The organism is Nocardioides sp. Root1257, assembly GCF_001425175.1.
In the GTDB taxonomy this organism is placed as follows: domain Bacteria; phylum Actinomycetota; class Actinomycetes; order Propionibacteriales; family Nocardioidaceae; genus Nocardioides.
Window position 1 is genome coordinate 984,308 of record NZ_LMDV01000009.1, and the last position, 23,583, is coordinate 1,007,890.

At 72.9% G+C, this 23,583-nt stretch carries 21 protein-coding genes; 13 read left to right on the top strand and 8 right to left on the bottom strand.

Annotated elements, in window-relative coordinates:
• Nucleotides 1-120: 120 nt before the first annotated feature.
• Both purL and ASC77_RS18780 read left to right on the top strand, forming a co-directional pair.
• Complete coding sequence (gene purL, locus ASC77_RS18775; RefSeq protein WP_056156418.1) at nucleotides 121-2,361, top strand: phosphoribosylformylglycinamidine synthase subunit PurL; 2,241 nt, start codon at nucleotides 121-123, stop codon at nucleotides 2,359-2,361.
• A gap of 215 nt (nucleotides 2,362-2,576) precedes the next feature.
• The gene (locus tag ASC77_RS18780; protein ID WP_235547795.1) at nucleotides 2,577-3,251 is read left to right on the top strand and encodes an alpha/beta hydrolase family protein; all 675 of its coding nucleotides are present in this window, start codon (nucleotides 2,577-2,579) and stop codon (nucleotides 3,249-3,251) included.
• On the opposite strand, the gene ASC77_RS18785 is transcribed toward ASC77_RS18780, so the two are convergent.
• The 3 genes from ASC77_RS18785 to ASC77_RS18795 are packed head-to-tail and all read right to left on the bottom strand — an operon-like array spanning nucleotide 3,243 to nucleotide 5,157.
• Nucleotides 3,243-3,947: a hypothetical protein gene (locus ASC77_RS18785; protein WP_235547797.1), complete on the bottom strand. Its 705-nt coding sequence runs from the start codon at nucleotides 3,945-3,947 to the stop codon at nucleotides 3,243-3,245. The genes ASC77_RS18780 and ASC77_RS18785 overlap by 9 nt on opposite strands.
• Before the next feature lie 30 nt (nucleotides 3,948-3,977).
• Nucleotides 3,978-4,583 (bottom strand): hypothetical protein, encoded by a 606-nt coding sequence (locus ASC77_RS18790; RefSeq protein ID WP_056156419.1) that lies wholly within the window; start codon nucleotides 4,581-4,583, stop codon nucleotides 3,978-3,980.
• Nucleotides 4,584-4,593: 10 nt separating this feature from the next.
• Nucleotides 4,594-5,157: a helix-turn-helix domain-containing protein gene (locus tag ASC77_RS18795; protein WP_056156421.1), complete on the bottom strand. Its 564-nt coding sequence runs from the start codon at nucleotides 5,155-5,157 to the stop codon at nucleotides 4,594-4,596.
• 67 nt (nucleotides 5,158-5,224) lie between these two features.
• On the opposite strand from ASC77_RS18795, the gene ASC77_RS18800 reads away from it, so the two are divergent.
• Genes ASC77_RS18800 through ASC77_RS18810 form a run of 3 tightly spaced genes read left to right on the top strand, consistent with a single transcriptional unit; the run spans nucleotide 5,225 to nucleotide 7,825 of the window.
• Nucleotides 5,225-6,193: an NAD(P)/FAD-dependent oxidoreductase gene (locus ASC77_RS18800; RefSeq protein WP_056156423.1), complete on the top strand. Its 969-nt coding sequence runs from the start codon at nucleotides 5,225-5,227 to the stop codon at nucleotides 6,191-6,193.
• A complete protein-coding gene (locus tag ASC77_RS18805; protein WP_056156424.1) occupies nucleotides 6,190-6,846 on the top strand; it encodes an SAM-dependent methyltransferase in 657 nt (218 codons plus the stop codon). Before ASC77_RS18800 ends, ASC77_RS18805 begins: the two co-directional genes overlap by 4 nt.
• Before the next feature lie 25 nt (nucleotides 6,847-6,871).
• The gene (locus ASC77_RS18810; RefSeq protein ID WP_200945026.1) at nucleotides 6,872-7,825 is read left to right on the top strand and encodes a helix-turn-helix transcriptional regulator; all 954 of its coding nucleotides are present in this window, start codon (nucleotides 6,872-6,874) and stop codon (nucleotides 7,823-7,825) included.
• On the opposite strand, the gene ASC77_RS27800 is transcribed toward ASC77_RS18810, so the two are convergent.
• Together ASC77_RS27800 and ASC77_RS18820 are read right to left on the bottom strand one after the other, a co-directional pair.
• On the bottom strand, nucleotides 7,822-9,147 hold the full coding sequence (locus ASC77_RS27800) for a methyl-accepting chemotaxis protein (protein ID WP_082574913.1): 1,326 nt from the start codon (nucleotides 9,145-9,147) through the stop codon (nucleotides 7,822-7,824). The two genes, ASC77_RS18810 and ASC77_RS27800, sit on opposite strands and share 4 nt — an antisense overlap.
• A 38-nt stretch (nucleotides 9,148-9,185) precedes the next feature.
• The gene (locus ASC77_RS18820) at nucleotides 9,186-10,445 is read right to left on the bottom strand and encodes an MFS transporter (protein WP_056156429.1); all 1,260 of its coding nucleotides are present in this window, start codon (nucleotides 10,443-10,445) and stop codon (nucleotides 9,186-9,188) included.
• A 68-nt stretch (nucleotides 10,446-10,513) separates the two neighbouring features.
• Here ASC77_RS18820 and ASC77_RS18825 point away from each other — a divergent pair, with 68 nt between their 5' ends.
• From ASC77_RS18825 to ASC77_RS18835, 3 genes are all read left to right on the top strand, one after another.
• Nucleotides 10,514-11,074 (top strand): winged helix-turn-helix domain-containing protein, encoded by a 561-nt coding sequence (locus ASC77_RS18825; RefSeq protein ID WP_056156430.1) that lies wholly within the window; start codon nucleotides 10,514-10,516, stop codon nucleotides 11,072-11,074.
• On the top strand, nucleotides 11,074-11,409 hold the full coding sequence (locus tag ASC77_RS18830; protein ID WP_056156432.1) for a sterol carrier family protein: 336 nt from the start codon (nucleotides 11,074-11,076) through the stop codon (nucleotides 11,407-11,409). The genes ASC77_RS18825 and ASC77_RS18830 overlap by 1 nt, the downstream gene beginning before the upstream one ends.
• A gap of 79 nt (nucleotides 11,410-11,488) precedes the next feature.
• A complete protein-coding gene (locus ASC77_RS18835; protein ID WP_056156434.1) occupies nucleotides 11,489-12,826 on the top strand; it encodes a dipeptidase in 1,338 nt (445 codons plus the stop codon).
• Nucleotides 12,827-12,839: 13 nt separating this feature from the next.
• Here the strand turns inward: ASC77_RS18835 and ASC77_RS18840 are convergent, their stop codons facing one another.
• On the bottom strand, nucleotides 12,840-14,594 hold the full coding sequence (locus tag ASC77_RS18840; RefSeq protein WP_056156436.1) for a sensor histidine kinase: 1,755 nt from the start codon (nucleotides 14,592-14,594) through the stop codon (nucleotides 12,840-12,842).
• Nucleotides 14,595-14,620: 26 nt separating this feature from the next.
• Between ASC77_RS18840 and ASC77_RS27735 the strand changes: the two genes are divergently transcribed.
• Both ASC77_RS27735 and ASC77_RS18850 read left to right on the top strand, forming a co-directional pair.
• Nucleotides 14,621-16,993, top strand: coding sequence for a molybdopterin cofactor-binding domain-containing protein (locus ASC77_RS27735; protein ID WP_268788428.1), 2,373 nt, complete (start codon nucleotides 14,621-14,623; stop codon nucleotides 16,991-16,993).
• Between the two features lie 10 nt (nucleotides 16,994-17,003).
• On the top strand, nucleotides 17,004-17,480 hold the full coding sequence (locus tag ASC77_RS18850) for a (2Fe-2S)-binding protein (protein WP_056156440.1): 477 nt from the start codon (nucleotides 17,004-17,006) through the stop codon (nucleotides 17,478-17,480).
• A 28-nt stretch (nucleotides 17,481-17,508) separates the two neighbouring features.
• Here the strand turns inward: ASC77_RS18850 and ASC77_RS18855 are convergent, their stop codons facing one another.
• Nucleotides 17,509-19,287: a sensor histidine kinase gene (locus ASC77_RS18855; RefSeq protein ID WP_056156442.1), complete on the bottom strand. Its 1,779-nt coding sequence runs from the start codon at nucleotides 19,285-19,287 to the stop codon at nucleotides 17,509-17,511.
• A 163-nt stretch (nucleotides 19,288-19,450) separates the two neighbouring features.
• On the opposite strand from ASC77_RS18855, the gene purF reads away from it, so the two are divergent.
• The 3 genes from purF to ASC77_RS18870 all read left to right on the top strand — a co-directional run bounded on the left by purF (nucleotide 19,451) and on the right by ASC77_RS18870 (nucleotide 22,415).
• Nucleotides 19,451-20,995, top strand: coding sequence for an amidophosphoribosyltransferase (gene purF, locus ASC77_RS18860; RefSeq protein WP_056156445.1), 1,545 nt, complete (start codon nucleotides 19,451-19,453; stop codon nucleotides 20,993-20,995).
• A 13-nt stretch (nucleotides 20,996-21,008) separates the two neighbouring features.
• Complete coding sequence (gene purM, locus ASC77_RS18865; protein WP_056156447.1) at nucleotides 21,009-22,073, top strand: phosphoribosylformylglycinamidine cyclo-ligase; 1,065 nt, start codon at nucleotides 21,009-21,011, stop codon at nucleotides 22,071-22,073.
• A gap of 153 nt (nucleotides 22,074-22,226) precedes the next feature.
• On the top strand, nucleotides 22,227-22,415 hold the full coding sequence (locus ASC77_RS18870) for a DUF3073 domain-containing protein (RefSeq protein WP_056156448.1): 189 nt from the start codon (nucleotides 22,227-22,229) through the stop codon (nucleotides 22,413-22,415).
• Between the two features lie 68 nt (nucleotides 22,416-22,483).
• On the opposite strand, the gene ASC77_RS18875 is transcribed toward ASC77_RS18870, so the two are convergent.
• Nucleotides 22,484-23,572 carry a Glu/Leu/Phe/Val family dehydrogenase gene (locus ASC77_RS18875; RefSeq protein ID WP_056156450.1) on the bottom strand — a complete coding sequence of 363 codons (1,089 nt, stop codon included), beginning with the start codon at nucleotides 23,570-23,572 and terminating at the stop codon, nucleotides 22,484-22,486.
• Between the last annotated feature and the right edge of the window lie 11 nt (nucleotides 23,573-23,583).

Consider the following 23,583-nt stretch of genomic DNA (forward strand, 5'->3'; position numbering starts at 1 on the left):
CACGCTAGGGAGGTCCTCCGGTCCGGAGCGGATCCGGGCACGCAATTACCGAGCATGAGGGAGAGGGAGGGAGCCGGAGCCAGGTGCGCCGCCGCGCGGGGGCGCCGGTAGATTGACGCCGTGCTGGACACCGTCGCTGTCGCCACCGAAGACCCCACCCGCGAGCAGCCCTGGGCGGACCTCGGGCTCAAGCCCGACGAGTACGCCGAGATCCGCGAGATCCTCGGGCGTCGCCCGACCAGCTCCGAGCTCGCGATGTACTCCGTGATGTGGAGCGAGCACTGCTCCTACAAGAGCTCCAAGGTGCACCTCAAGCAGTTCTCCGAGATCCCCCAGGAGACGCCGGTCGGCAAGATGCTGGCGGGCATCGGCGAGAACGCCGGCGTCCTCGACATCGGTCAGGGCTACGCCGTCACCTTCAAGGTCGAGTCGCACAACCACCCGTCGTACGTCGAGCCCTACCAGGGCGCCGCCACCGGCGTCGGCGGCATCGTCCGCGACATCCTCGCGATGGGCGCGCGCCCGGTCGCGGTCATGGACCCGCTGCGCTTCGGCCCGCTCGACGCCGACGACACCCACCGCGTGCTGCCCGGGATCGTCGCGGGCGTCGGCGGCTACGGCAACATGCTGGGCCTGCCCAACATCGGCGGCGAGGCCGTCTTCGACGCGTCGTACGTCGGCAACCCGCTCGTCAACGCCCTCTGCGTCGGCGTGCTGCGGCACGAGGACCTGCACCTGGCCAAGGCGTCCGGCGCCGGCAACCAGGTGATCCTGTACGGCGCGCGCACCGGCGGCGACGGCATCGGCGGCGTCTCGGTCCTGGCGTCCGAGACCTTCGACGCCGACGGGCCGGCGAAGCGGCCGAGCGTGCAGGTCGGCGACCCCTTCATGGAGAAGCTGCTCATCGAGTGCACGCTCGAGATCTTCGCGGCCGGCCTGGTCGCCGGCATCCAGGACCTCGGTGGTGCCGGTCTGTCCTGCGCGACCTCCGAGCTCGCGTCCGCCGGCGACGGCGGCATGCACGTCGAGCTCGACCGGGTCCCGCTGCGCGACTCCACCCTGGCGCCCGAAGAGATCCTGATGAGCGAGTCGCAGGAGCGGATGATGGCGGTCGTCGAGCCCGACGACGTCGCCGGCTTCCTCGCGATCTGCGCGAAGTGGGACGTCGAGGCCGTCGTCATCGGCGAGGTCACCGACACCGGCCGCCTGCAGATCGACTGGCACGGCGAGCGCGTCGTCGACGTGCCGCCGCGCTCGGTGGCGCACGACGGCCCGACGTACCACCGCCCGCTGGAGCGTCCCGACTGGCAGGACGACCTGCAGGCCGACGCCGCCGAGGCGCTGGCCCGCCCGACCACCGGCGCCGAGCTGCGCTCGACGCTGCTGACCCTGGTCGCGTCTCCGAACCTTTGCGACAAGTCCTGGATCACCGACCAGTACGACCGCTACGTCCGCGGCAACACCGTGCTCGCGCAGCCGAGCGACAGCGGGATGATCCGCGTCGACCCCGACACCAACCTCGGCGTCGCCATCTCCACCGACTGCAACGGCCGCTTCGCCAAGCTGGACCCGTACGCCGGGGCGCAGCTCGCCCTGGTCGAGAGCTACCGCAACGTGGCGACGGGCGGGGCCCGGCCGCTCGCGATCTCGGACTGCCTCAACTTCGGCTCGCCCGAGGACCCCGCCGTGATGTGGCAGTTCGCCGAGGCCTGCCGCGGCCTCAAGGACGCGTGCCTCGAGCTCGGCATCCCGGTCACCGGCGGCAACGTCAGCCTCTACAACCAGACCGCGGAGACGGCCATCCTGCCGACGCCGGTCGTCGCCGTCCTCGGCGTCGTCGACGACGTGACCCTGCGTACGCCGTCGGCCTGGTCGGCCGGTGGCGAGCGGGTCTTCCTGCTCGGCGACACCCGCGAGGAGCTCTCCGGCTCCGAGTGGGCGCACGTGGTCCACGACCACCTCGGCGGCCTCCCGCCGGCGGTCGACCTCGAGGCGGAGCAGGCGCTGGCGCGGCTGCTGCACGCGGGCGTCGGCCTGCTCAGCTCCGCCCACGACCTCTCCGACGGCGGCCTCGCCCAGGCGCTCGCCGAGGCGTCGCTGCGCCACGGGGTCGGTGTCAGGGTCGAGGTGCCGGACGACGCGTTCGTCGCGCTCTTCAGCGAGTCGACGGCGCGGGTGCTCGTCACCGTCGCCGACGGCGACGCCGAGCGGCTGGTGCAGCTCGCCGGCGAGCACGGCGTCCCGATCGCCTCGATCGGCGTCACCGGTGGCGACGTCCTCGGTGTCGACGGCCAGTTCGAGATCCCGCTCGACGAGCTGCGGGCCGCCTGGACCGCGACGCTGCCGGCCGCGTTGGGCTGACCCCTTCCCAGGCATACCCGGTCGACCGGGTATCCCTGAACATGGAGGGCATTGCAGAGGCCGCGGAGTTGGTGAAGTGCCCTCCCAGTCCGCGAGGCCGTCGGCGCCGAACCACCACCGTGCGCCGACGTACCCTCCTGATGCTGCCCGCGGTCGCCGGGCTCGCGGCAGCGTGTGGACGCAGCCGACCCGGCCGACGCAGCGAGGAGCGAGGGATGCGCAAGGTCTCGTACGGCGACGATCCCGCGCAGTACGGCGAGCTCACCCTGCCGGACGGTGACGCGAAGGGCGTCGCCGTGGTCGTGCACGGCGGGTTCTGGAAGCCGGAGTACGGCATCGAGTACGCCACCCCGCTGGTGCCGAGCCTGGTGGCCGCGGGCTGGGCCGCCTGGGCGATCGAGTACCGCCGTGGCACCGGCGCCGCCGACACCCTCGACGACGTCCGGGCCGCGATCGACGCCCGTCCCGACGTCGACGGTCCCGTGGTCGGCATCGGTCACTCAGCCGGCGGCCACCTGGTCACCTGGGCCGCCGGACACGGAGGACTCACCCACGTCGTCTCCCAGGCCGGCGTCCTCGACCTGCAGGCGGCGTACGACGCCGGGCTCGGCGGGGGAGCGGTCGAGCTCTTCCTCGGTCACCCGTTCGGGCCCGCGGACGCGGCTGTCGACCCGGTCCAGCAGGTGCCGCTCGACGTGCCGGTCTGGTGCATCCACGGGACCGGCGACGACATCGTCCCGCTCAGCCAGTCGCGGGCGTACGTCGCGGCCGCGACCGGCGCCGAAGCGAGCGCCGAGCTGGTGGAGGTCGACGGTGACCACTTCACGCTGGTCGACCCGGACTCGGACGCCTGGGCGACGACGCTCGCCCACCTGCGCGACCTAGCGTGAGAGCACCGAGATCTTCTGCCAGATCTTGCGCGACATCCCGGTGGTCAGTGTCTCGATCGTGCTGACCGTGTCGAGGACGACCGCGTCGCGCGACTCCTCGGCGCACAGCGCCGCCGTCTTGCCGACCAGGCTGAGCATCTCGGAGCAGTAGTCGAGGTAGCGCTCCATCTGGTCGCGGTCGAGGCCGACGTCGGTGCTGAGGGCGGTCGGCACGAACGACGCGCGCAGCCGCTCCGGGTCCTTGGTCAGCTGGTGCATGTCGATGATGTGGGCCAGCGAGCGCAGTCGGTGCAGCATCTCCAGGATCGAGCCGCGCTGGAGCCGCTCGGGGAAGCTGAGCAGGAAGAACACGGCGATCGCCGCGAAGACCACGTCGTTGATCGTGGTCTCGATCAGCGGCAGCCAGTCGAGCCCGTCGGGACCCTGGTCGCCCACGGCCGCGTGCGTGGCGAGCGCCAGGGCCGCGACGGTGCCGATCGCGATGAGCGAGATCAGGGCCCGTGACACGACACGCGCCGTACGGATCCGGGAACGGTGCACCGCGGCGCCGCTCGCCACCTGCTCGACGAGGCTCCCCAGCTCCGCGGCGACGTCGCACAGCCCCCGGCCCGGGAAGCGCGCCTCGATCCGGGCGTGCAGCCGGTCGACCGTGTCGGCGACCGGCCGGGACATGAGCTTGTCGAAGGACTCGGCCACGGCGATCACCCTAGGGCGTGCCCCGGGTGCTCAGCTGTCGGCGTGCACTCTCTCGGCCAGTCGTACGGCGGCGTGCCGCACCAGGTCGGCCAGGTCCGGGTCGGTGACCGCCTCCTCCGGGGCCTGCCCGAAGGTGAGCGCGGCGGGCTGGGTCAGCCACGCCCACGCGCGCCAGGGGTCCATCCCCGAGGCGAGCAGCGGCTCCAGCAGCGGGGCGACGTCGGGCCGGACCTCGCCCTCGTCCGTGAGCTGGAACCCGGGGACCACCACGCCGCCCTCGACCGGGACCACCAGCAGCCGGTGCGTCTGCGCCGCCTTGTGCACGGCGTACCGGGTCGCGTCGACCGAGGCGCCGCGCACCTCCGCGAGCGTCTCGTAGCCGAACCACGGCGTCTCGAGCAGGGCAGTGCGCAGCCGCGCCTGCCGGGCGATCAGCAGCAGGCCGACCGGCACGGCGTGCTCGGGCTCGGTCCCCTCGCTGTGCAGCAGCCGGTCGAGCTCCTCGACGCGGTCGGGCTCGCTCCACACCGCGTGACCCGACGCGTCGCGGGTGAAGGTCGGCAGACCCGCCTCCGCCAACGCGTCGACGAGGCCGAGGCCCTCGAGCCAGTCGGCGAGACGGTCACCGTCACTCACGGGCGCAAGCCTAGCTGCGCACGTGCATCCGCTCGCCCTGGGGGCCGAACAGCGCGAGCACCTCGACGGGGTGCGGGCCGGGGTTGCCCAGCCAGTGCGGCGTACGGGTGTCGAACTCGACCGCCTCGCCCGGCTTGAGGGTCATGTCCTGGTCGCCGAGGACCAGCCGGAGCCGGCCGGAGAGCACGTAGAGCCACTCGTAGCCCTCGTGGGTCGCGAGGGTCGAGGGGAGGTTCTCGTCCTTCGGGAAGATCACCTTGAAGGCCTGCAGCCCGCCCGGCCGCCGCGTCATCGGGAGGTAGGTGCGACCGTGCCGCACGATCGGCTTGGACCGGATCCGCGGGTCGCCGGTCTCGGGGGCGTCGACCAGCTCGTCGAGCGGGATCTGGTGGGCTCGGGCGAGGGGCAGCAGCAGCTCGAGGGTCGGCTTGCGCTGGCCGGACTCCAGGCGCGACAGCGTGCTCACCGAGATGCCGGTCGACTCCGCCAGCTCGGCCAGCGTCCCGCCCCGCTCGATACGGGCGGCCCGCAGCCGGGGACCGACCGCGTCCAGGACCTCGTCGAACTCGCTCATGCGCCCAGTTTGCCATTCCGGCAACGAAGTTTGTCAATCCGGCGAAGGCGCCCGCACACTCGGGGACATGGAGAACACACCCAGCTTCGACGTCATCGTCGTCGGCGGCGGCGCCGCCGGACTGAGCGGAGCGCTGGCCCTCGGCCGCGCCCGCCGCTCGGTCCTGGTGGTCGACGCGGGCGACCCCCGCAACGCACCGGCGAGCCACGTGCACAACTACCTCGGCCGGGAGGGCACCCCCCCGGCCGAGCTCTACGCGATCGGCCGGGAGGAGGTCGCGGCGTACGGCGTGGAGGTGCGTCGCGCCCGGGCCACCACGGCCGTGCGGACCGACGTCGGCTTCGAGCTCACGCTGGACGACGGGTCCCGCGTCGCGGCCCGCCGGCTGCTCGTCACCACCGGCCTCACGGACGTGCTGCCCGACGTCGCCGGCCTGGCCGAGCGCTTCGGCCGCGACGTGCTGCACTGCCCCTACTGCCACGGCTGGGAGGCGCGCGACCGAGCCGTCGGCATCATCGCGAGCAACCCGTTCGCCGTGCACGGCGCCCAGCTCTGGGGCCAGTGGACCGCCGACGTGACGCTCTTCCTCAACGGCCGCCCGCCGCTGTCCGAGGAGGATGCCGAGCGGCTCGCCGCCCGCGGCGTGACGGTGGTCGAGGGCCCGGTCGCCGCGGTCGTGGTCGAGGACGACCGGCTCACCGGCGTACGCCTGGAGTCCGGCGAGGTCGTCGCGCGCGACGTCCTGGTCGCGGCCCCGCAGTTCGTCGCCAACTCCGACCTGCTGGCGTCGCTCGGCCTCGAGCCGGTCGCTCAGGAGATGTTCGGCGAGGTCTTCGGGTACGCCGTGCCCGCCGTCGACCCGTCCGGCCGGACCGCTGTCGCCGGCGTCTGGGTCGCAGGCAACGTCACCGACCTGCGTGCGCAGGTCATCTCGGCCGCAGCGGGCGGGCTGAACGCCGCTGCGATGATCAACATGGACCTGATCGAGGAAGAGACCGCGACCGCGGTCGAGGCCTACCGGAGGAAGAGCGCATGAGCCACGACCACCAGCACGGCGGCCACCAGGAGCTGACCCGCGACCACTTCGAGCAGGCGTCGTGGGACGAGCGGTACGGCGGGGACGGCCGCACCTGGAGCGGCCGGCCGAACGCCGTGCTGGTCGCCGAGGCGAGCGACCTGACGCCCGGCCGGGCCGTCGACCTCGGCTGCGGGGAGGGCGGCGACGCGATCTGGCTGGCCGAGCAGGGCTGGCAGGTGACGGCGATCGACTTCTCGGAGGCCGGGCTGCGCAAGGCCGCCGAGCACGCGGCCGAGCGCGGGGTCGCCGACCGGATCGAGTTCCGCCAGGCCGACCTGCGCACCTGGTCGGCCGAGGGTGAGCAGTGGGACCTGGTCACCTCCTGCTTCCTGCACCTGCTCGACCACGGCATGCTCGACGCCACCCGCGAGATGGCCGCGGCCGTCGCCCCGGGCGGCACGCTGCTGGTCGCCGGCCACCACCCCGACGACGAGCACACCGGGCTGCGCTGGTCGATGCCCGGCGTGATGTTCACGGCCGACGAGCTCGCGCCCGCGGTCGACCCGGAGCAGTTCGACGTACGTCCCGAGGCGCGCACGCGCACCGAGACGCGCAACGGCGAGACCCACACGGTCACCGACGCGGTGCTGGTGGCAACGGCCAGGTCCTGACCTCAATCGGGCCTACGCTGGCGGCATGTCCACCAGTGCCCGGATGCTGCGGCTGCTCTCGCTGCTGCAGACGCACCGCTACTGGCCCGGCTCGGAGCTGGCCGGCCGTCTCGAGGTGAGCCCGCGCACGCTGCGCCGCGACATCGACCGGCTCCGCGAGCTCGGGTACGACGTCGACGCGGTGCGCGGGGTCGCCGGCGGCTACCAGCTGCGGGCCGGCGGCGCGCTGCCGCCGCTGCTGCTCGACGACGACGAGGCGGTCGCGATCGCCGTCGGGCTGCACACGGCGGCGTCCGGCGCGGTCGCCGGCCTCGAGGAGACGTCGCTGCAGGCACTGACCAAGGTGACGGCGCTGATGCCGCCGCGGCTGCGGCGGCGCATCGACGCCCTGCGGTCGCAGACCGACGGGGTCCCGTGGGGTCGCGGCGGCGAGGTCATCGACGCCGAGGTGCTGACCGTGCTCGCCCAGGCGTGCCGTGACGACGAGCTCGCGACGTTCGACTACGTCGCCCGCGACTCCGAGGCGACGCACCGTCGGGTCGAGCCGCACCGGCTGGTCTCGCTCGGCCGGCGGTGGTACTTCGTCGCCTACGACCGCGACCGCCAGGACTGGCGGTCGTTCCGGGTCGACCGGATCAGCAACCCGGAGGCGAGCGGGCAGCGGTTCCGGCCGCGCGAGCTGCCGGCCGAGGACGCCCCGGCGTTCGTGCGCGCCGGCATCAAGGCGGTCGGCCAGCGGTACGTCGTCCGCGTGCGGCTGACGGCCGGCCTCGCCGAGGTCGAGTCGTACGTCGGGCGCTGGGCGACCGTCGAGCCGGACGGCACCGGCTGCGTGATGACGATGCAGACCGACACGCTCGACTGGCCGCTGATGGTGCTCGCGCACCTGGACAGCGAGTTCGTGGTCGAGGGGCCGCCCGAGCTCGTGGAGCTCGTGGCCCGGGCGGCGGAGCGCTTCGGGCGCGCCGTCTCGAGCTAGCCCTCGAAGCGGGCGAGCTGTGCGACCTCGTCGGTGACCTGCTGCGTCGTCCCCACCACGCCGCGGATGGCGACCCGCGCCGAGTCGGCGGCGGTGAGCTGGGCGGCGGCTGCGGACGAGATCGTCGACTGCGCGGAGCTGACGTCGGCGAAGACCGCCTCGATCTGCTCGGCGTTGACCAGCACGTCCCGGGTGCCGGTGCGGACCTCGGCCACGACGGCCTCGATGCGCTCGGTGGCGCGGGCGGTCTCGGTGGCCAGCTCCTTGACCTCGCCGGCGACGACCGCGAACCCGCGACCGGCGTCGCCGGCCCTCGCCGCCTCGATGGTCGCGTTCAGCGCGAGCAGGTTGGTCTGCGCGGCGATGCCGGTGATGGTGCGGGCGATGTCGGCGATCTGCGTGGCCGACTCCTCGAGCCGCCGCATCACGACGTTGGACTCGGTGACGCTGGCGGCGGCCGCGCTGACGGAGGCGGCCGCGCCGGAGGCGGCGGCGTCGATCTCGGCGGCGGCGGCGACCAGGTCGCCCATCACGGTCTCGGACTCGGTGACGCCCGCCTGCAGCGTCGAGCCGGCCGCGTTGAGCCCGACCAGGCGGCGCTCGAGCTCGGCGGTGCGACCCTCGCGGGCGGCCAGCTCGGTCCGGGCGAGCTCGGCGGCCTTGGCCTGCTCCGCGACCAGCGCCTCCTGCGAGCGCAGCTGCTCGGCGACGGTCTCGTCGGCGCGCTGCTGCTCGACGCGGCGGGCGTCGTCGGCGGCCTCGGTGTACTTCCACGACCAGGCGAGTGCCGCGCACTCGCCGAGCAGCAGGGTGGCGTGCAGCAGGGCGAAGAGGATCGGGTGCGCCTGGGCGCGCGGGTCGGAGAAGACCATGGTCGGAGCGGCCAGGCCCATCCCGATGTGGTGCACGGCGACGATCGCGATGGCGAGCAGGAAGGGGATCCAGGACTGGTAGAGCGCGACCAGCGCCACGGTGACGAAGAAGTGCAGGTGCAGGTCGGTCATGCCGCCGGAGATGTGCACCAGCAGGCAGGAGCTGAGGATCAGGCCGGTGCTGACGGCGGCGGCGCGGACCGCCTGGCTCGTCGCGACGCGACCGATGGCGAGCAGGGTGACGATCGCGGCGAGGCCGGCGATCGGCACCCAGCCGCAGCCGCACCCTCCCGGGCCCGACAGCCCGCCCTCCGGGTGCCACCAGAGGGCGAGGCTGCCGAGCAGGGGGAGGTGCAGGAGGAGCACGATGCTCAAGGCGTCATGTCGGGAGCGGAACTCTGCCTCGGTGAGGCGGGCGCCCCGAGGCAACCAGGAGAGGTTGGACGTCATGGCGCAGTGATCGGCCCACCGGCGCCGGACCTGAGGATTCAGGCGGCGAGGGCCGGCTCGCCCGCCGCCTGGCTGAGTCGCGGCCAGTCCCGCGGCCGGGGGACCGACCGGACGCTCGTCGAGAGCGTCGGGATCAGGGCGACCCCGGCGGTCAGCAGGCCCAGCGCCGCCACCGCCGCGCCACCGCCGACCCCGGTCAGCAGCGCGCCGGCGATCACGGGGGCGAGCGGCATCGCGGCCATCGAGACGAACTGCGTCGTCGCCTGGACGCGTCCGATCAGCTCCGGCGGCGTCACCGCCATCCGGTAGGAGCCGATGCCCGCGTTGCCCGCCGGGTTCAGGAACAGCCCGGCCGAGAGCGCGGCGGCCACGACGGCCGGGTGGTTCCACAGCACCATCGGCACCACCAGCGGGACGAAGCTCCAGGCGATCAGCACGGTCAGCCGGCCGGTCGGGACCCGGTCGATCAGCCACGGCGCGACGACCGCGCCGAGGATGCCGCAGACGCCGGCCGCCGTCTCCACCAGGCCGATCTGGTACGCCGCGAAGCCGCCCTCGATGAGCCGGAGCACCGCCACGAAGAAGAGCGCGTTGACGGCGAGGTTGGCGAGCGCCGACCACACGACGAGCACCCGGAAGAGGCGGTGGTGCGCGATGAAGCGGATGCCCTCGGCCAGGTCCTGGCCGGGCCTGCGCGGGGAGGTGGTCGTCGGCGCGGAGAGGTCGGTGCGGATCCGCCCGAGCAGCACCCACGAGACGGCGAACGAGACGGCGTCGGCGGCGAACGGCAGCCACCGCGTCACCGAGAAGAGCACGCCGCCGAGCGGCGCACCGAGCAGGCCGGCTACGTGCTGGCGAGCCTGGTTCTGCGACAGGGCGGTGGGCAGGTCCTCGTCCGCGACGACGGTGCGCACCGCGGACATCTCGGCCGGGCCGAAGACCCCGGCGGCCGCGCCGGTGAGCACCGCGACGACCAGCAGGTGCGGCATCGTGATGGCGCCCTCGACGCCGGCGACGACGAGCGAGGCGTAGAGCAGCACGCCGCCACCGCTCGCGCACCGCATGATCCGGCGCCGGTGCAGCCGGTCGGCCAGCACGCCCGCAGGGAGCAGGGTGGTCACCATGCCGAGCAGGTACGCCGCCTCCGCGGCGGCCGCGGCCAGGGGCGAGCCGGTGAGCGCGAACGCGACGAGCGGGAAGACGAACGTGCTCACCCGGCTGCCGAGCTCGCTGATCGTCTGACCGACCCAGAGGACCGTGAAGTCGTGGTTGCGGGCGAGGGTCCGGTAGCTGCTCATATTCGCACCATATGTTGCGCACCTAACGTTGCGCAATAGTACGTGCGCAATTCGGCTAGGCTGCGCCCATGACGATGTACGACGACCCGCGCATCCTGCGCGCGATCGCGCACCCGACCCGCAACCGGATCCTGGCCGAGCTGCACGCGTCGGGGTCGATCCGGGCGGCTGACATCGCCCGGATGCTCGACATCCCGGCCAACCAGGCGAGCTTCCACCTCCGCCAGCTCGCCAAGTACGGGCTGGTCGAGGAGGCGCCCGAGGACGCCCGCGACAAGCGCGACCGGGTGTGGCGGCTCACCGCCACCGACGGCATCAACTTCCGGACCCAGGACATGCTCGACCAGCCCGGCGGGCAGGCGGCGTGGGACGTCTTCCGCCGCAACGCCGTCGCCTGGGGTCACTTCCTGGTCGACCAGGCGCTCACCGCGCCCGACCCCGACAACCGCCGGAGCCTCTCGGACTCCGCCCTGCGGCTGACCCAGGACGAGGCCGGCGAGCTGATGGAGGAGCTGGGCGCCGTGCTGCGGCGGTGGCGGGAGCGCACCCAGGGCAGCGACGACGAGCGCTCGACGTACTCGATCTACCAGATGATCCAGCCCTATCCCGAGCGTCCGGAGGGCGACTGATGCCCGCCCGGCTCCGGCGCCTCGCCCCGGCCGCGCTCGCCGACGCCGTCGAGGCCGGCGACCTGCGCCTGCTCACCAAGCACTTCATGGCGGTGCTCGAGGACCGCGCCCCGGGTCACTCCGTCGAGGTGCGGGTGCCGCCGTACGCCGCGGTGCAGGTCATCCCCGGCGTCCGGCACACCCGGGGCACCCCGCCCGCGGTGATCGAGATGGACGCCGACACCTGGGTCGCCCTCGCCACCGGCACCCTCACCTGGGCCGACGCCGACGCCGCCGGCCGGGTCCGCGCCAGCGGCGAGCGCGCCGACCTGACGCCGTACCTGCCGCTGGGGTAGTCCCTGACGAAATGGTCCTCCGGGAGCGCTCCCGGGGACCATTTCGTCAGGGACTACCCCGACGTCTAGGTTGACGTCCATGACTGATGAGCTCCGCAGCAAGGTCCAGTCCGTCCTTCCCGGGGTCCGCGCCGACCTCGAGGACCTGGTGCGGATCCAGTCCGTCAGCGCCGACCCCGAGCGGCTCCACGAGGTGGAGCGCAGCGCCGAGAAGACGGCCGAGCTGTTCGCCGCCGAGGGCGTCGACGTCGAGATCGTGCGGGCGTACGACGGCGCCCCGCCGGCCGTGATCGGTGAGAAGAAGGGGCCGGAGGGCGCACCCACGGTGCTGCTCTACGCCCACCACGACGTCCAGCCCGAGAACGACCACGCCGACTGGGACTCCGCGCCCTGGGAGCCGACCGAGCGCGACGGCCGGCTCTACGGTCGCGGCGCCGCCGACGACAAGGCGGGCATCCTGGCGCACGTCGGCGCGCTGCGGGTCTTCGGCGACGACCTGCCGGTCACCGTCCGCCTCTTCATCGAGGGTGAGGAGGAGGTCGGCTCGGACACGCTCGTCGAGCTGCTGGGCATGCACAAGGAGCGCCTCGAGGCCGACGTCATCGTGATCGCCGACTCCGGCAACTGGGACATCGGGGTGCCCGCCCTGACGACGAGCCTGCGCGGCCTGGTCCGGGTCGACGTCGAGGTCCGCACGCTCACCCACGCCGTCCACTCGGGCATGTGGGGCGGCCTGGTCCCCGACGCGCTGATGACGCTCAGCCGGGTCATCACCAGCCTGCACGACGACGCTGGCAACGTCGCGGTGGACGGGCTGCACAGCGGTCCTGCCGCCGACGTCGACTACCCCGAGGAGCGGCTGCGCGCCGAGTCGGGCGGCGCCCCCGGCATCGAGTGGATCGGCAGCGGCTCGACCGTCGAGCGGCTCTGGACCAAGCCCGCGCTCAGCATCACCGGCCTCGACGCGCCCAAGGTCGCCGGTGCCAGCAACACCCTCGTCCCGGCCGCGCGCGCCCGCATCTCGCTGCGGATCGCCCCCGGTGACACGACGGAGAACGCGCTCGCCTGCCTGGTCCGCCACCTCGAGGCCAACGTCCCGTGGGGCGCGACCCTCACGCACACCGTCGTCGACACCGGCGAGGCCACCCAGATCGAGGCCACCGGCCCGGCGTACGACGCGGCGCGGGCGGCGTTCACCGAGGCCTGGGACGGCACGGCGCCGGTCGACATGGGGGTCGGCGGCTCGATCCCCTTCATCGCGGAGTTCCTGGAGGCGTTCCCGCAGGCGAGCGTCCTCGTGACCGGCGTCGAGGACCCCGACACGCGCGCCCACGGCGCCAACGAGGGGCTGCACCTCGCCGAGTTCGAGCGGGTCGTGCTGGCCGAGGCGCTGCTGCTGCGCAACCTCGCCGACTGACCAGACGAGCCCGTCAGGCTGCGGGCAGCCAAACCCGGAAGGTGCTGCCCGAGCCGAGGACGGACTCGACCTCGATGCTGCCGCCGTGCCGGTCCACGATGCGGCGCACGATCGCGAGCCCCAGCCCGGTGCCCGCCTGGTGCATCGCGGCCGGGTCCGCGGAGCGGTAGAACTCCTCGAACACGTGGGCCTGGTCGGCGGCCGAGATGCCGATGCCGTCGTCGGTGCAGGTCAGCAGCACGGTGCCCTCGGTCTGCTCGAGGGCGACCAGCACGTGCCCGCCGTCAGGGGTGTACTTGACCGCGTTGCTGACCAGGTTGGCCACGATGTGCTCGAGCTCGTGCTGGGCGCCGAGGACCCACGCCGGTTCGTCGGTGAGACGGCCGGTGACGCTGATGTCGCGGCGGGCGGCCGGGCCCGCGTTGAGGTCGACGATGTCGGCGACGATCGCCGCGAAGTCGACCTTGCGCGCGGCGTCGAGCTCGCTGTCGGCCGTGCGGTGCAGGACCAGCAGCTCCTCGACGACGCGGGACAGGCGGGTGCTGCCGCGCTGGATCGCCGCGACCGCCGAGCGGGACCGGTCCGACAGGCCGGGGTCGCCCTCGAGCAGCTCGAGGAACCCCACGATGCTGGTCAGTGGGGTCCGCAGCTCGTGCGAGACCGTCGCGACCAGGTGGCTCTTGTAGTCGGCGAGCTCCTGGAGCTCCTGCACCAGCCGGTGCTCGCGCTCGTACGTCGTGGCGTTGGCGAGCGCCCGCCCGAGGTCGCGTCCGAGGTCGCGGGCCACCGCCGTCTCGCCCACGCTCCACTCGGCGTTCCCGCGGCCGCGCGTCAGGCCGATCCAGCCGAGGCACTCCGTGCCGGCGCCGAGGGGGACGACGAGCAGGGACTCGGCCTCCAGGAACTCCAGCACGAGCGTCAGCTCGCCGTCGTCGAGCGGCTCGGGCGGCCGGCGCTCGGGGGCGAAGACCCCGACGGTCTGCTGCTCCCAGGCGGCCGCGGCGTACCTGGCGAGGATGTCGATCAGCGCCGGCGGCGGCGCGTGCGGAGCGGCGTCGTGGACCGGTCGCGGCTCCGACCCGAAGAGGTGGGTCCACAGCGCGTCGGCCCGGAAGCCGTCCACGATGCTGGGTCCGCACTGGGTGAGGGCGTCGTCCACCGACATCGAGCCAGTGGCCTGCCGCACGATGTCGGCGGCCGCGTCGGCGAGCCGGACCTGCTCCGCGAGCCGCTCGGACTCGAGGATCGCCGCGATCGCCCGGCAGGCCTGGCGCGCGTAGGTGTCCAGCAGCACCCGCTCGGCGCCGTCCGGGACGCGACCGTCGCGGGGGGCGTCGAAGCCGAGCACTGCGCGCAGCGAGCCGTCGGCGTGGTGCATCGGCGCCACCAGGATGTCCTCGGGGTGCCAGACGCCGGGCACGGTCTCGCGGGGTGCGTCGGACGTCCAGCCCCACCGGTCGATGTCGAGCGAGTGCCGGTCGTGGGGGACGAACTTCAGCGCGCCCCAGTCGTCGGCCTCCGTCAGCGCGTCGACGAGCATCGCGACCGGTGCGAGGCTGTCCAGCAGGACCTCGCGGGCGTCCGCGGGCCCGACGACGGACAGCTGGTGCAGGTAGCCGTCGTCCCGCACGCCGCTCACCCCGATCACCTCGAAGCCGGTGACCGCCGCCAGCGTCTCGACGATGGGCAGCAGCGCCTCGCGGGCCTGGTCGTCGGACCACCGCGACCCGCGCACGGGTCGCTCGAAGTCATCGGGCTGCTGGGACATCAGCCAGATCCTATGAGGGGCAGCCCGTGACCGAGGTCACGCCTCGTCGTTGGGCCACCATGCCTCGCGATCTCGACACCGCTCCAGCCGGGATCGCCCGGCGCTCCTTCCTCGGGTACGTCGTCGCCGGGACGACGCTGGTCGCCGCCGCTGACCTGGGTCTGGGCGCTCCGGACGCCGCCGCCTCGGCCCCCGGGGTGCCGCAGCCGGCCGAGCTCTACGACCTCAACGACATGCTCACCGAGGCGGCGATGCCGACGGCCAACCTGATCACGGTGACCGTCCACGAGGACGGCACGGCGTCCTTCGCGCTGCCGCGCATGGAGGTCGGCCAGGGCATCACCACGTCGACCGCGATGCTGATCGCGGAGGAGCTGGAGCTCCCGGTCGAGAAGGTCCGGGTCACCCTCGCCGACGCCCGCCCCGAGCTGCTCTTCAACCAGCTCACCGGCGGCTCCAACACCACGATCTCGACCTACACGCCGATCCGGGTGGCTGCGGCCGTCGCGAAGTCCGCGCTGCTCGAGGCCGCCGCGATCCAGCTCGGGGACGCGGTCGAGACGCTGCGCGCCAAGGCCGGCGTCATCTCTGCACCGGGCGGCGCCCGGCTGTCGTACGGCGAGCTCGCGCGCGCCGCGGCCCGGCGTACGCCGCGGGCGGTGCAGGTGCAGCTCAAGGACCCGAGCGCGTTCCGGGTGGTGGGCGTGGGCCGGCCGCGGGTCGACGCGCGCGACGCCGTGACCGGGCGCAAGAAGTACGCCACGGACATGCAGGTGAAGGGCGCGCTGCCGACCATGGTCTGCCGGGCGCCCACCCTCAACGGCACTCCCAAGAGGCTGCGCAACAGGAAGCGCATCCTCGCGATGCCCGGCGTGCGCAACGTCGCGGTCGTCGACACCGGGGTCGCCGTGCGGGCCCGGACCTTCGGGCAGTGCATCGACGCGATCCGCGCCATGAAGGTCGACTGGGAGGACGGTCCCGTCGCCGGGCTCTCCGACGCCGACATCGTGGACGAGCTGCGGGCCGCCGAGCTGCCGCTGCCGGCGCTCACCGACTCGCTGTCCGACCTGCTCGCCGACAACCCGCTGGCGCAGACCGTCGAGGTCGACACGCTCTTCTACTTCCGCTCCAACTCCGCGATGGACACCAATTCCGCCATCGCCGACGTCCGGCCCGGCCGCGCCACGATCTGGGCCGGCCTCAAGTCGCCGATCACCGCCCAGGAGCGGATCGCGCAGGAGCTCGGGATGAGCGTCGACGCCGTCACGGTCCACGTCGTGCAGGCCGGCGGCTCCTTCGGGCGCCGGCTGTTCTTCGACGGCGCGCTCGAGGCCGCGAAGATCTCGCAGGCGATGGGCAAGCCGGTGAAGCTGATGTGGCACCGCGCCGACGACGCCCGGGTCGGTCGCGGCCACCCGATGGCCACCAGCAGGGTGCGAGCGGTCCACGCCGGCGGGCAGGTGCTCGCCTTCCAGCAGACCCACACGAGCGTCGAGACGGACTTCCGGCACGGGCTCGGGGAGGTCATCACCGCGACCGCGGCGAGCCTGCCGACCGGGCTCGGCAACCTCGGCTTCAGCGAGACGGTCTTCGAGCTGACGCAGGAGGTGCCCTACGACTTCGGCGTCATCAGCCAGACGCTCACCGAGACCGACGACCGCTTCAACACCGGCAGCATGCGCAACATCTACTCGCCCGACGTGCGCGCGGCAGGCGAGCTGACGGTGGACGAGCTGGCGGCGGCGATGGGTCAGGACCCGTACGAGTTCCGTCGCGCCAACCTCCGCAACGCGCGTGTCGTCGCCGTCCTCGACGCCGTGGCGAAGGCCGGGCGGTGGGGCCGCGCCATGCCGCACGGCACGGCCCAGGGCATCGCGATCCACAAGGAGTACAAGGGCTGCAGCGCCTGCCTGGTCGAGATCGACAACCGGCCGCGGCAGACGGGCCGCGACATCCGCGACGGGGTCGGCGGGCCGCGGGTCACGAAGGTGGTGTTCGCGATCGACGTCGGCCTCGTGGTCAACCCGCGTGGGCTGGAGGCCCAGATGCAGGGCGGCATCAACGACGGCATCGCCCTCGCGCTGACGTCGAGCATGCACCTGCGCGACGGCCACTTCCTCGAGGCCAGCTGGGACAACTACTTCTACACGCGGCAGTGGAACACCCCGCCCGAGGTCGAGGTCATCGTGATGCCGTCCGAGAGCGGCCAGCCCGGCGGGGCGGGCGAGGCGGGCGTCGCGGCCACGTTCGCCGCCGTCGCGTGCGCCTACGCGCGGGCGACCGGCGCGACCCCGGCGTACTTCCCGGTCAACCACCGAGACCCGCTCGAGTTCAAGCCCAAGCCGTACGTGCCACCCGTCCCGCAGTCGCCCACCAACGGGCTCAAGCTCACCTACTGAGGAGCGCCGCGTGCCCCGACAGACCTTCGTCCTCAACGGCAAGACCGTGACCCTGAACGTCCACGACGACGTCCGCGTGCTGTGGGTGCTCCGGGACCTGCTCGGTGTGACCGGCCCCAAGTACGGCTGCGGCATCAACGTCTGCAAGGCCTGCACGTCCCACGTCAACGGACGTGCGTTCAACCCCTGCTCGGTGCGGGTCGGCGACCTGAAGAAGACCGACGAGGTGACCACGATCGAGGGCCTGGCCGACACCGTCGCCGGCGACCTGCACCCCATGCAGCAGGCGTGGCTCGACCGCGACGTCGCCCAGTGCGGCTACTGCCAGCCCGGCCAGATCATGGCCGCGGTCGCGCTGGTCCGGAAGGTACGCCGGGAGCGCCGCTCGATCACCGACGCCGACCTCGACGGCATCCGCAACATCTGCCGTTGCGGGACCTACACCCGGATCCGGGAGGCGATCGAGCAGGGCGCGCGCCGGATGTAGCCGGATGTGAGGCGGGAAGCAGCCGGTCTCAGGCGGCCGGCAGGTGGACCTGGAAGGTGCTGCCGGCGCCGAGCTCGGAGTCGATGTCGAGGCGTCCGTCGTGGCGCTCCACGATGCGACGCACGATGGCGAGCCCCAGGCCGGTGCCCGGCTGCGCGAGCGCCTCCGGGTTGGAGGACCGGAAGAACTCCGTGCCGAGCCGGGCCACGTCGTCCGGCGACATGCCGATCCCCTCGTCGTGGCACGTGAACACCGCCTCGCCGTCGACCAGCTCGAGGCTGACGGTCACGTCGCCGCCTTCGGGGGTGTACTTCACGGCGTTGCTGACGAGGTTGCCGCAGAGCCGGTCGAGCTCGTCGGCGTCCCCGAGGGCGAGGACCGGGGCGTCGGGCAGCTCGACGTGCAGCTCGATCCGCTTCTGCTGGGCCGAGACCGCGACCAGGTCGACGACGTCGTCTACGACCTGGCTCAGGTCGACGGGGCGGGCGATGACCGGGTTCTCCGGGTCGCCGACCTTCGAGAGCAGCAACAGGTCGTCGATGACCTTGACCATCCGCTGGGCGCCGCGGTCCATGGCGGCCAGCGAGCTCGCCGTACGGTCCGGGACGTCGGGCGCCGACCCGAGGATCTCGAGGTGGCCGAGCACCGACGACAGCGGGTTCTTGAGCTCGTGCGCGACGGTGGCGATCAGCTGGCCCTTGTAGGTGTCCAGCTCCTGGAGCTCCTTCACCAGCTGGTGCTCGCGCTGGAAGCTGCGGGCGTTCAGGATCGCGCGCCCGAGGTCGTGCCCGATGTCGAGGGCCGTGGTGGCCTCCGCCTCGGTCCAGGCCGGGGCGCCGCTCAGCCGGGTGAGGACGAGGTTGCCGAGGCACTCCGGCCCGGCGCCGAGGGGGATGAAGAGGAGGGACTCGACCGAGAGCGTCTGCAGGAAGGCGAGGACCTCGCCGGCCTCCTCGTCGGACAGCGGTTCGAACGAGCGGTCCGGAGCGATGACCACGGCCTGCTGACGCTCCCAGGCCTCGAACGCGGCAGCCTGCGCGATCTGGACCATCCGCGCGTTGAGGCGCACGTCCACGCCGTCGGAGGAGTAGATGTGGCCGGTGTCAGCACCGTCGTGGCCGAACGTCTGGATCCACATGCCGGCGGCGCGGAAGCCCTCGATGAGGGCGTCCTGGCTGTCGGAGAAGATCCGGTCCAGGCTGAGCTGGGCGCTGGCGCGCCGGACGATCCGCCGCGCGGCCTCCGCCATCCGGACCTGCTCGGCGAGCGCCTCCCGCTCGAGCGCGACGACGACCGCGCGGCCCGCCTGGACGGCGTACGCGTTCAGGACCGCGCGCTGTGCCTCGTCGGGCCGGCGCCCTCCGACGGGCAGGTCCATCGCGAGAGTGCCGAGCAGCAGGCCGTCGTCGTCGTACAGCGGCGCGATCAGCAGGTCGAGGGGGTGCCACGCGTCGGGTTCGTCGATCGGCTCGTAGTCGGGCACCCAGCCCCAGGTGTCGCCGGCGCCCTCGTCGGTGCGCTCGTGGGGGACGAAGCGGAGCAGGCCCCAGTCATCGGCCTTGGCCAGCTCCTCGAGGAGCCGCGCCTCGGTGGAGCGGGTGCCCTCGAGCTCGGCGCGCGCCTCCTCGGACCCGGCGACGGCCACCGACTCGAGGGCGCCGTCCTGGCGGACCACGCTGATCGCGGCGATCCCGAAGCCGGCCACCTCGGTGACCCCCTCGGCGATCAGCTGGAGCGTGTCCCTCGAGGCAGAGTCCGACCACCGCAGGCGTGCGGCGGACTGTTCGGGGGTCACGTCCCGGGCCATCGGTCCTCGTCTTCTTCGGGTGAGGTCATGGTACGGCGCAGCCACCAGACGTCGCCGCGCACGCCTGGGAGCCTCATCGTCAGCGAGCAGCCGCGGCTGAGCCTTTCCCGTCCACCGGTCACGCCGAATCGATCCCGCCCGCGCGCGGCCGTAGACTCGGGCCGTGCCCTTCGAATCCAGCCCCCGCAAGGGCGGCGACGGCAGGCTGACCGCGGCGCTCGACCCCCACGACCAGGGTCCCCAGGACGCCTGCGGCGTGTTCGGCGTCTGGGCGCCCGGCGAGGACGTCGCCAAGCTGACGTACTTCGGGCTCTACGCCCTCCAGCACCGCGGCCAGGAGTCGGCCGGCATCGCGGTCAGCAACGGCCGCCAGATCCTGGTCTACAAGGACATGGGCCTCGTCTCGCAGGTCTTCGACGAGACCACGCTCGCGTCGCTGAAGGGCCACCTCGCGATCGGGCACAGCCGCTACTCCACGACCGGCGCCAGCACCTGGCAGAACGCGCAGCCGACGTTCCGCCCCACCGCCGACGGCTCCATCGCCCTGGGCCACAACGGCAACCTGATCAACACCGCCGAGCTCGCCCAGATGGTCGTCGACCTGCCCGGGCCCGACGACGAGCTGGAGCTGCACACCCGGCCGGTCGAGAACTCGACCAACGACACCGGGCTGGTCACCGCCCTGCTGGCGCACCACCCCGACACCTCGCTCGAGCAGCGGGCGCTCGAGGTGCTGCCGCTGCTCAAGGGTGCGTTCTGCTTCGTGTGGATGAACGAGAACACCCTGTACGCCGCGCGGGACCCCCAGGGCATCCGGCCGCTCGTGCTCGGCCGCCTCGACCGCGGCTGGGTCGTCGCGTCGGAGGACGCCGCGCTCGCCACCATCGGCGCCAGTGTGGTCCGCGAGGTCGAGCCGGGCGAGATGATCGTCATCGACGAGAACGGCCTGCGCTCCCACCGCTTCGCCGAGGCCGCCCCCAAGGGCTGCGTCTTCGAGTACGTCTACCTGGCCCGCCCGGACGCCACCATCAGCGGTCGCAGCGTCCACGAGTCCCGCGTCGAGATGGGCCGCCAGCTCGCCCGCGAGTACCCCGTCGACGCCGACCTCGTCATCCCCGTCCCCGAGTCGGGCACGCCCGCCGCGGCCGGGTACGCCGAGGAGTCCGGGATCCCCTTCGGGCAGGGCTTCGTCAAGAACGCGTACGTCGGCCGCACCTTCATCCAGCCGAGCCAGACCCTGCGCCAGCTCGGCATCCGACTCAAGCTCAACGCGCTCGAGCACATGATCCGCGGCAAGCGCATCGTGGTGGTCGACGACTCGATCGTCCGCGGCAACACCCAGCGCGCCCAGGTCCGGATGCTCCGCGAGGCCGGGGCGCTCGAGGTGCACGTGCGCATCTCCAGCCCGCCGGTGAAGTGGCCGTGCTTCTACGGCATCGACTTCGCGACCCGCGCCGAGCTGATCGCCAACGGGCTGACGCCGGAGGAGATCGCCGCCAGCGTCGGCGCCGACACCCTCGGCTACATCTCGCTCGACGGCATGATCGACGCGACCGGCCAGACGTCCGACCGGCTCTGCCGGGCCTGCTTCACCGGCGAGTACCCGATCGAGCTGCCCGACGAGAGCCTCCTCGGCAAGCACCTCCTCGAGGCGACGCTGAAGTCGCCGACCATGGGCAAGGCGCTGCCTGTCCTGAACAACCCCTGATCCAGGAGCACCCGTGACGGAGTCCAACGCGTACGCCGAGGCCGGCGTCAACATCCAGGCCGCCGACACGGCGATCGAGCTGATGAAGGGCTGGATCGAGAAGTCCCGCCGGCCCGAGGTCATCGGCGGGCTCGGCGGCTTCGCCGGGCTCTTCGACGCCTCGGCGCTGACCCGCTACGAGCGGCCGCTGCTGGCCACCTCGACCGACGGCGTCGGCACCAAGGTCGCGATCGCCCAGGCGATGGACATCCACGACACGATCGGGTTCGACCTGGTCGGCATGGTCGTCGACGACCTGGTCGTCTGCGGGGCCGAGCCGCTCTTCATGACCGACTACATCGCGACCGGTCGCGTCGAGCCCGAGAAGATCGCCGCGATCGTCAAGGGCATCGCCGAGGGCTGCGTGCTCGCGGGCTGCGCGCTGATCGGCGGCGAGACCGCCGAGCACCCCGGCCTGCTGGCCCCCGACGAGTACGACGTGGCCGGCGCGACCACCGGCGTGGTCGAGGCCGACAGGCTGCTCGGCCCGGGCCGGGTCCGCCCCGGTGACGTGGTGATCGCGATGGAGGCCTCGGGCCTGCACTCCAACGGCTACTCGCTGGTCCGCCACGTGCTTCTCGAGAAGGCGGGCCTGGCGCTGGAGGGCCACCACGACGAGCTCGGCCGCACCCTCGGCGAGGAGCTCCTCGAGCCCACCCGGATCTACGCCAAGGCCTGCCTCGCGCTCGCGGACCGGACCCAGACCCACGCGATGTCCCACGTCACCGGCGGCGGGCTGGCCGCCAACCTCGAGCGGGTGATGCCGGTCGAGCTGTCCGCGACCCTCGACCGGTCGACGTGGACCCCGCAGCCGATCTTCGACCTGGTGCGCCGCGTCGGCGCCGTACCCCAGCCGGACCTCGAGGCGACCCTCAACTGCGGCGTCGGCATGGTCGCGCTGACCCCGCCGGACGACGTCGACACGGCGATCGCGGTGCTCGCGGAGCACGGCGTCCGGTCCTGGGTCGCCGGCGAGGTGACGCCCGCGACCGGTCGCGGCGGCGCCGTCGAGCTGGTCGGTCAGCACCCCGGCTGGTGACGCGGGTCGTCACAAACTGTGATTCCGGCGGGAATCGCGCGAACCGATGTGCAGGAACAGCCGGGCAACAGGTAGCGTTGGCCTCACGAGAACTCTTTGAGACCAGCCCGGGAGCCACTGTGCCCCGGCCGAGCGTGCGAGGGGGCTGACCCTATGGGGCGCGGCCGAGCGAAAGCCAAGCAGACGAAGGTCGCTCGCGACCTGAAGTACCGCACTCACGAGACGGACTTCGGTGCACTCGCCAGTGAGCTCCACGGCTCCTCTGGCGAGGACGACAGCGGCCAGGTAGAGCCCGAAGAGCTCGAGAAGTGGTCGGACTACTCCGGCCCTCGCCGGGACTGACGCACGCCGGAGCGGACGTCATACGACCTGGTCGCCGCAACGACCAGCCCGTATGACGTCCTGAACGGTCAGCGGGGCAGCCAGGTCCCGCGCAGGCGACCGACCTCGCGCATCCGCCGCTCGGCCAGCCGGTCGGCGGCGATGGCGGGGGGTACGCCGTCGGACGCGGCGAGCTCGAACACGCGCAGCGTGGTGTCGAAGATGCCCGTCGCGCGCTGCTGGGCGCGCTCGAACGAGAAGCCCTCGAGCTCGTCGGCGACCTGGATCAGGCCGCCGGCGTTGACGCAATAGTCGGGCGCGTAGAGGATGCCGCGCTCCTGGAGCGCCTTCTCCACCCCCGGGTGGGCGAGCTGGTTGTTGGCGGCGCCGCACACGATGGTGGCGCTCAGCGTCTCCACGACGTCGTCGGTGATGGCGTCGCCCATCGCGCACGGCGCGTAGACATCGAGCTCGGACGCGACCAGCTCGGCCTCGGAGCCCACCACGCGCACCCCCGGGTGCTCGTCGCGCACCTGCGCGAGCGCCGGGGCGTAGACGTCGGTGACGATGACGGCGGCGCCGTCCTCGACCAGGTGCCGGACCAGGTGCCGGCCGACCTTGCCCACGCCGGCGACACCGACCGTGCGCCCGGCCAGCGACGTGGTGCCCCACGCGGTCTGGGCGGCGGCGCGCATGCCCTGGAAGACGCCGTACGCCGTCAGCACCGAGCTGTCGCCCGCGCCGCCGTGCGCGACCGTGCGGCCCGTGACGAACGAGCACTCGCGGGCGATGTCGTCCATGTCGGCGGAGAAGGTGCCCACGTCGCAGGCCGTGTAGTAGCGACCGCCGAGCGCCTGGACGTGCCGGCCGTACGCGCGGAGCAGCGGCTCGGACTTCTGCGTGGTCGGGTCGCCGATGATCACGGCCTTGCCGCCGCCGAGGTCGAGGCCGGCCAGGGCCGCCTTGTAGGACATGCCGCGCGAGAGGTTGAGGACGTCGCGGAGGGCATCGGCCGTCGAGGCGTAGGGGTGGAAGCGGGTGCCGCCCAGCGCCGGGCCGAGAGCGGTGGAGTGCACCGCGATGATCGCCTTGAGGCCGGTGGCGGGGTCGTTGGCGAAGACGACCTGCTCGTGCTCGCTGCCGAGGTCGAAGACGTCGACCGGGTGGGACGCAGACATGGATGGTCCTG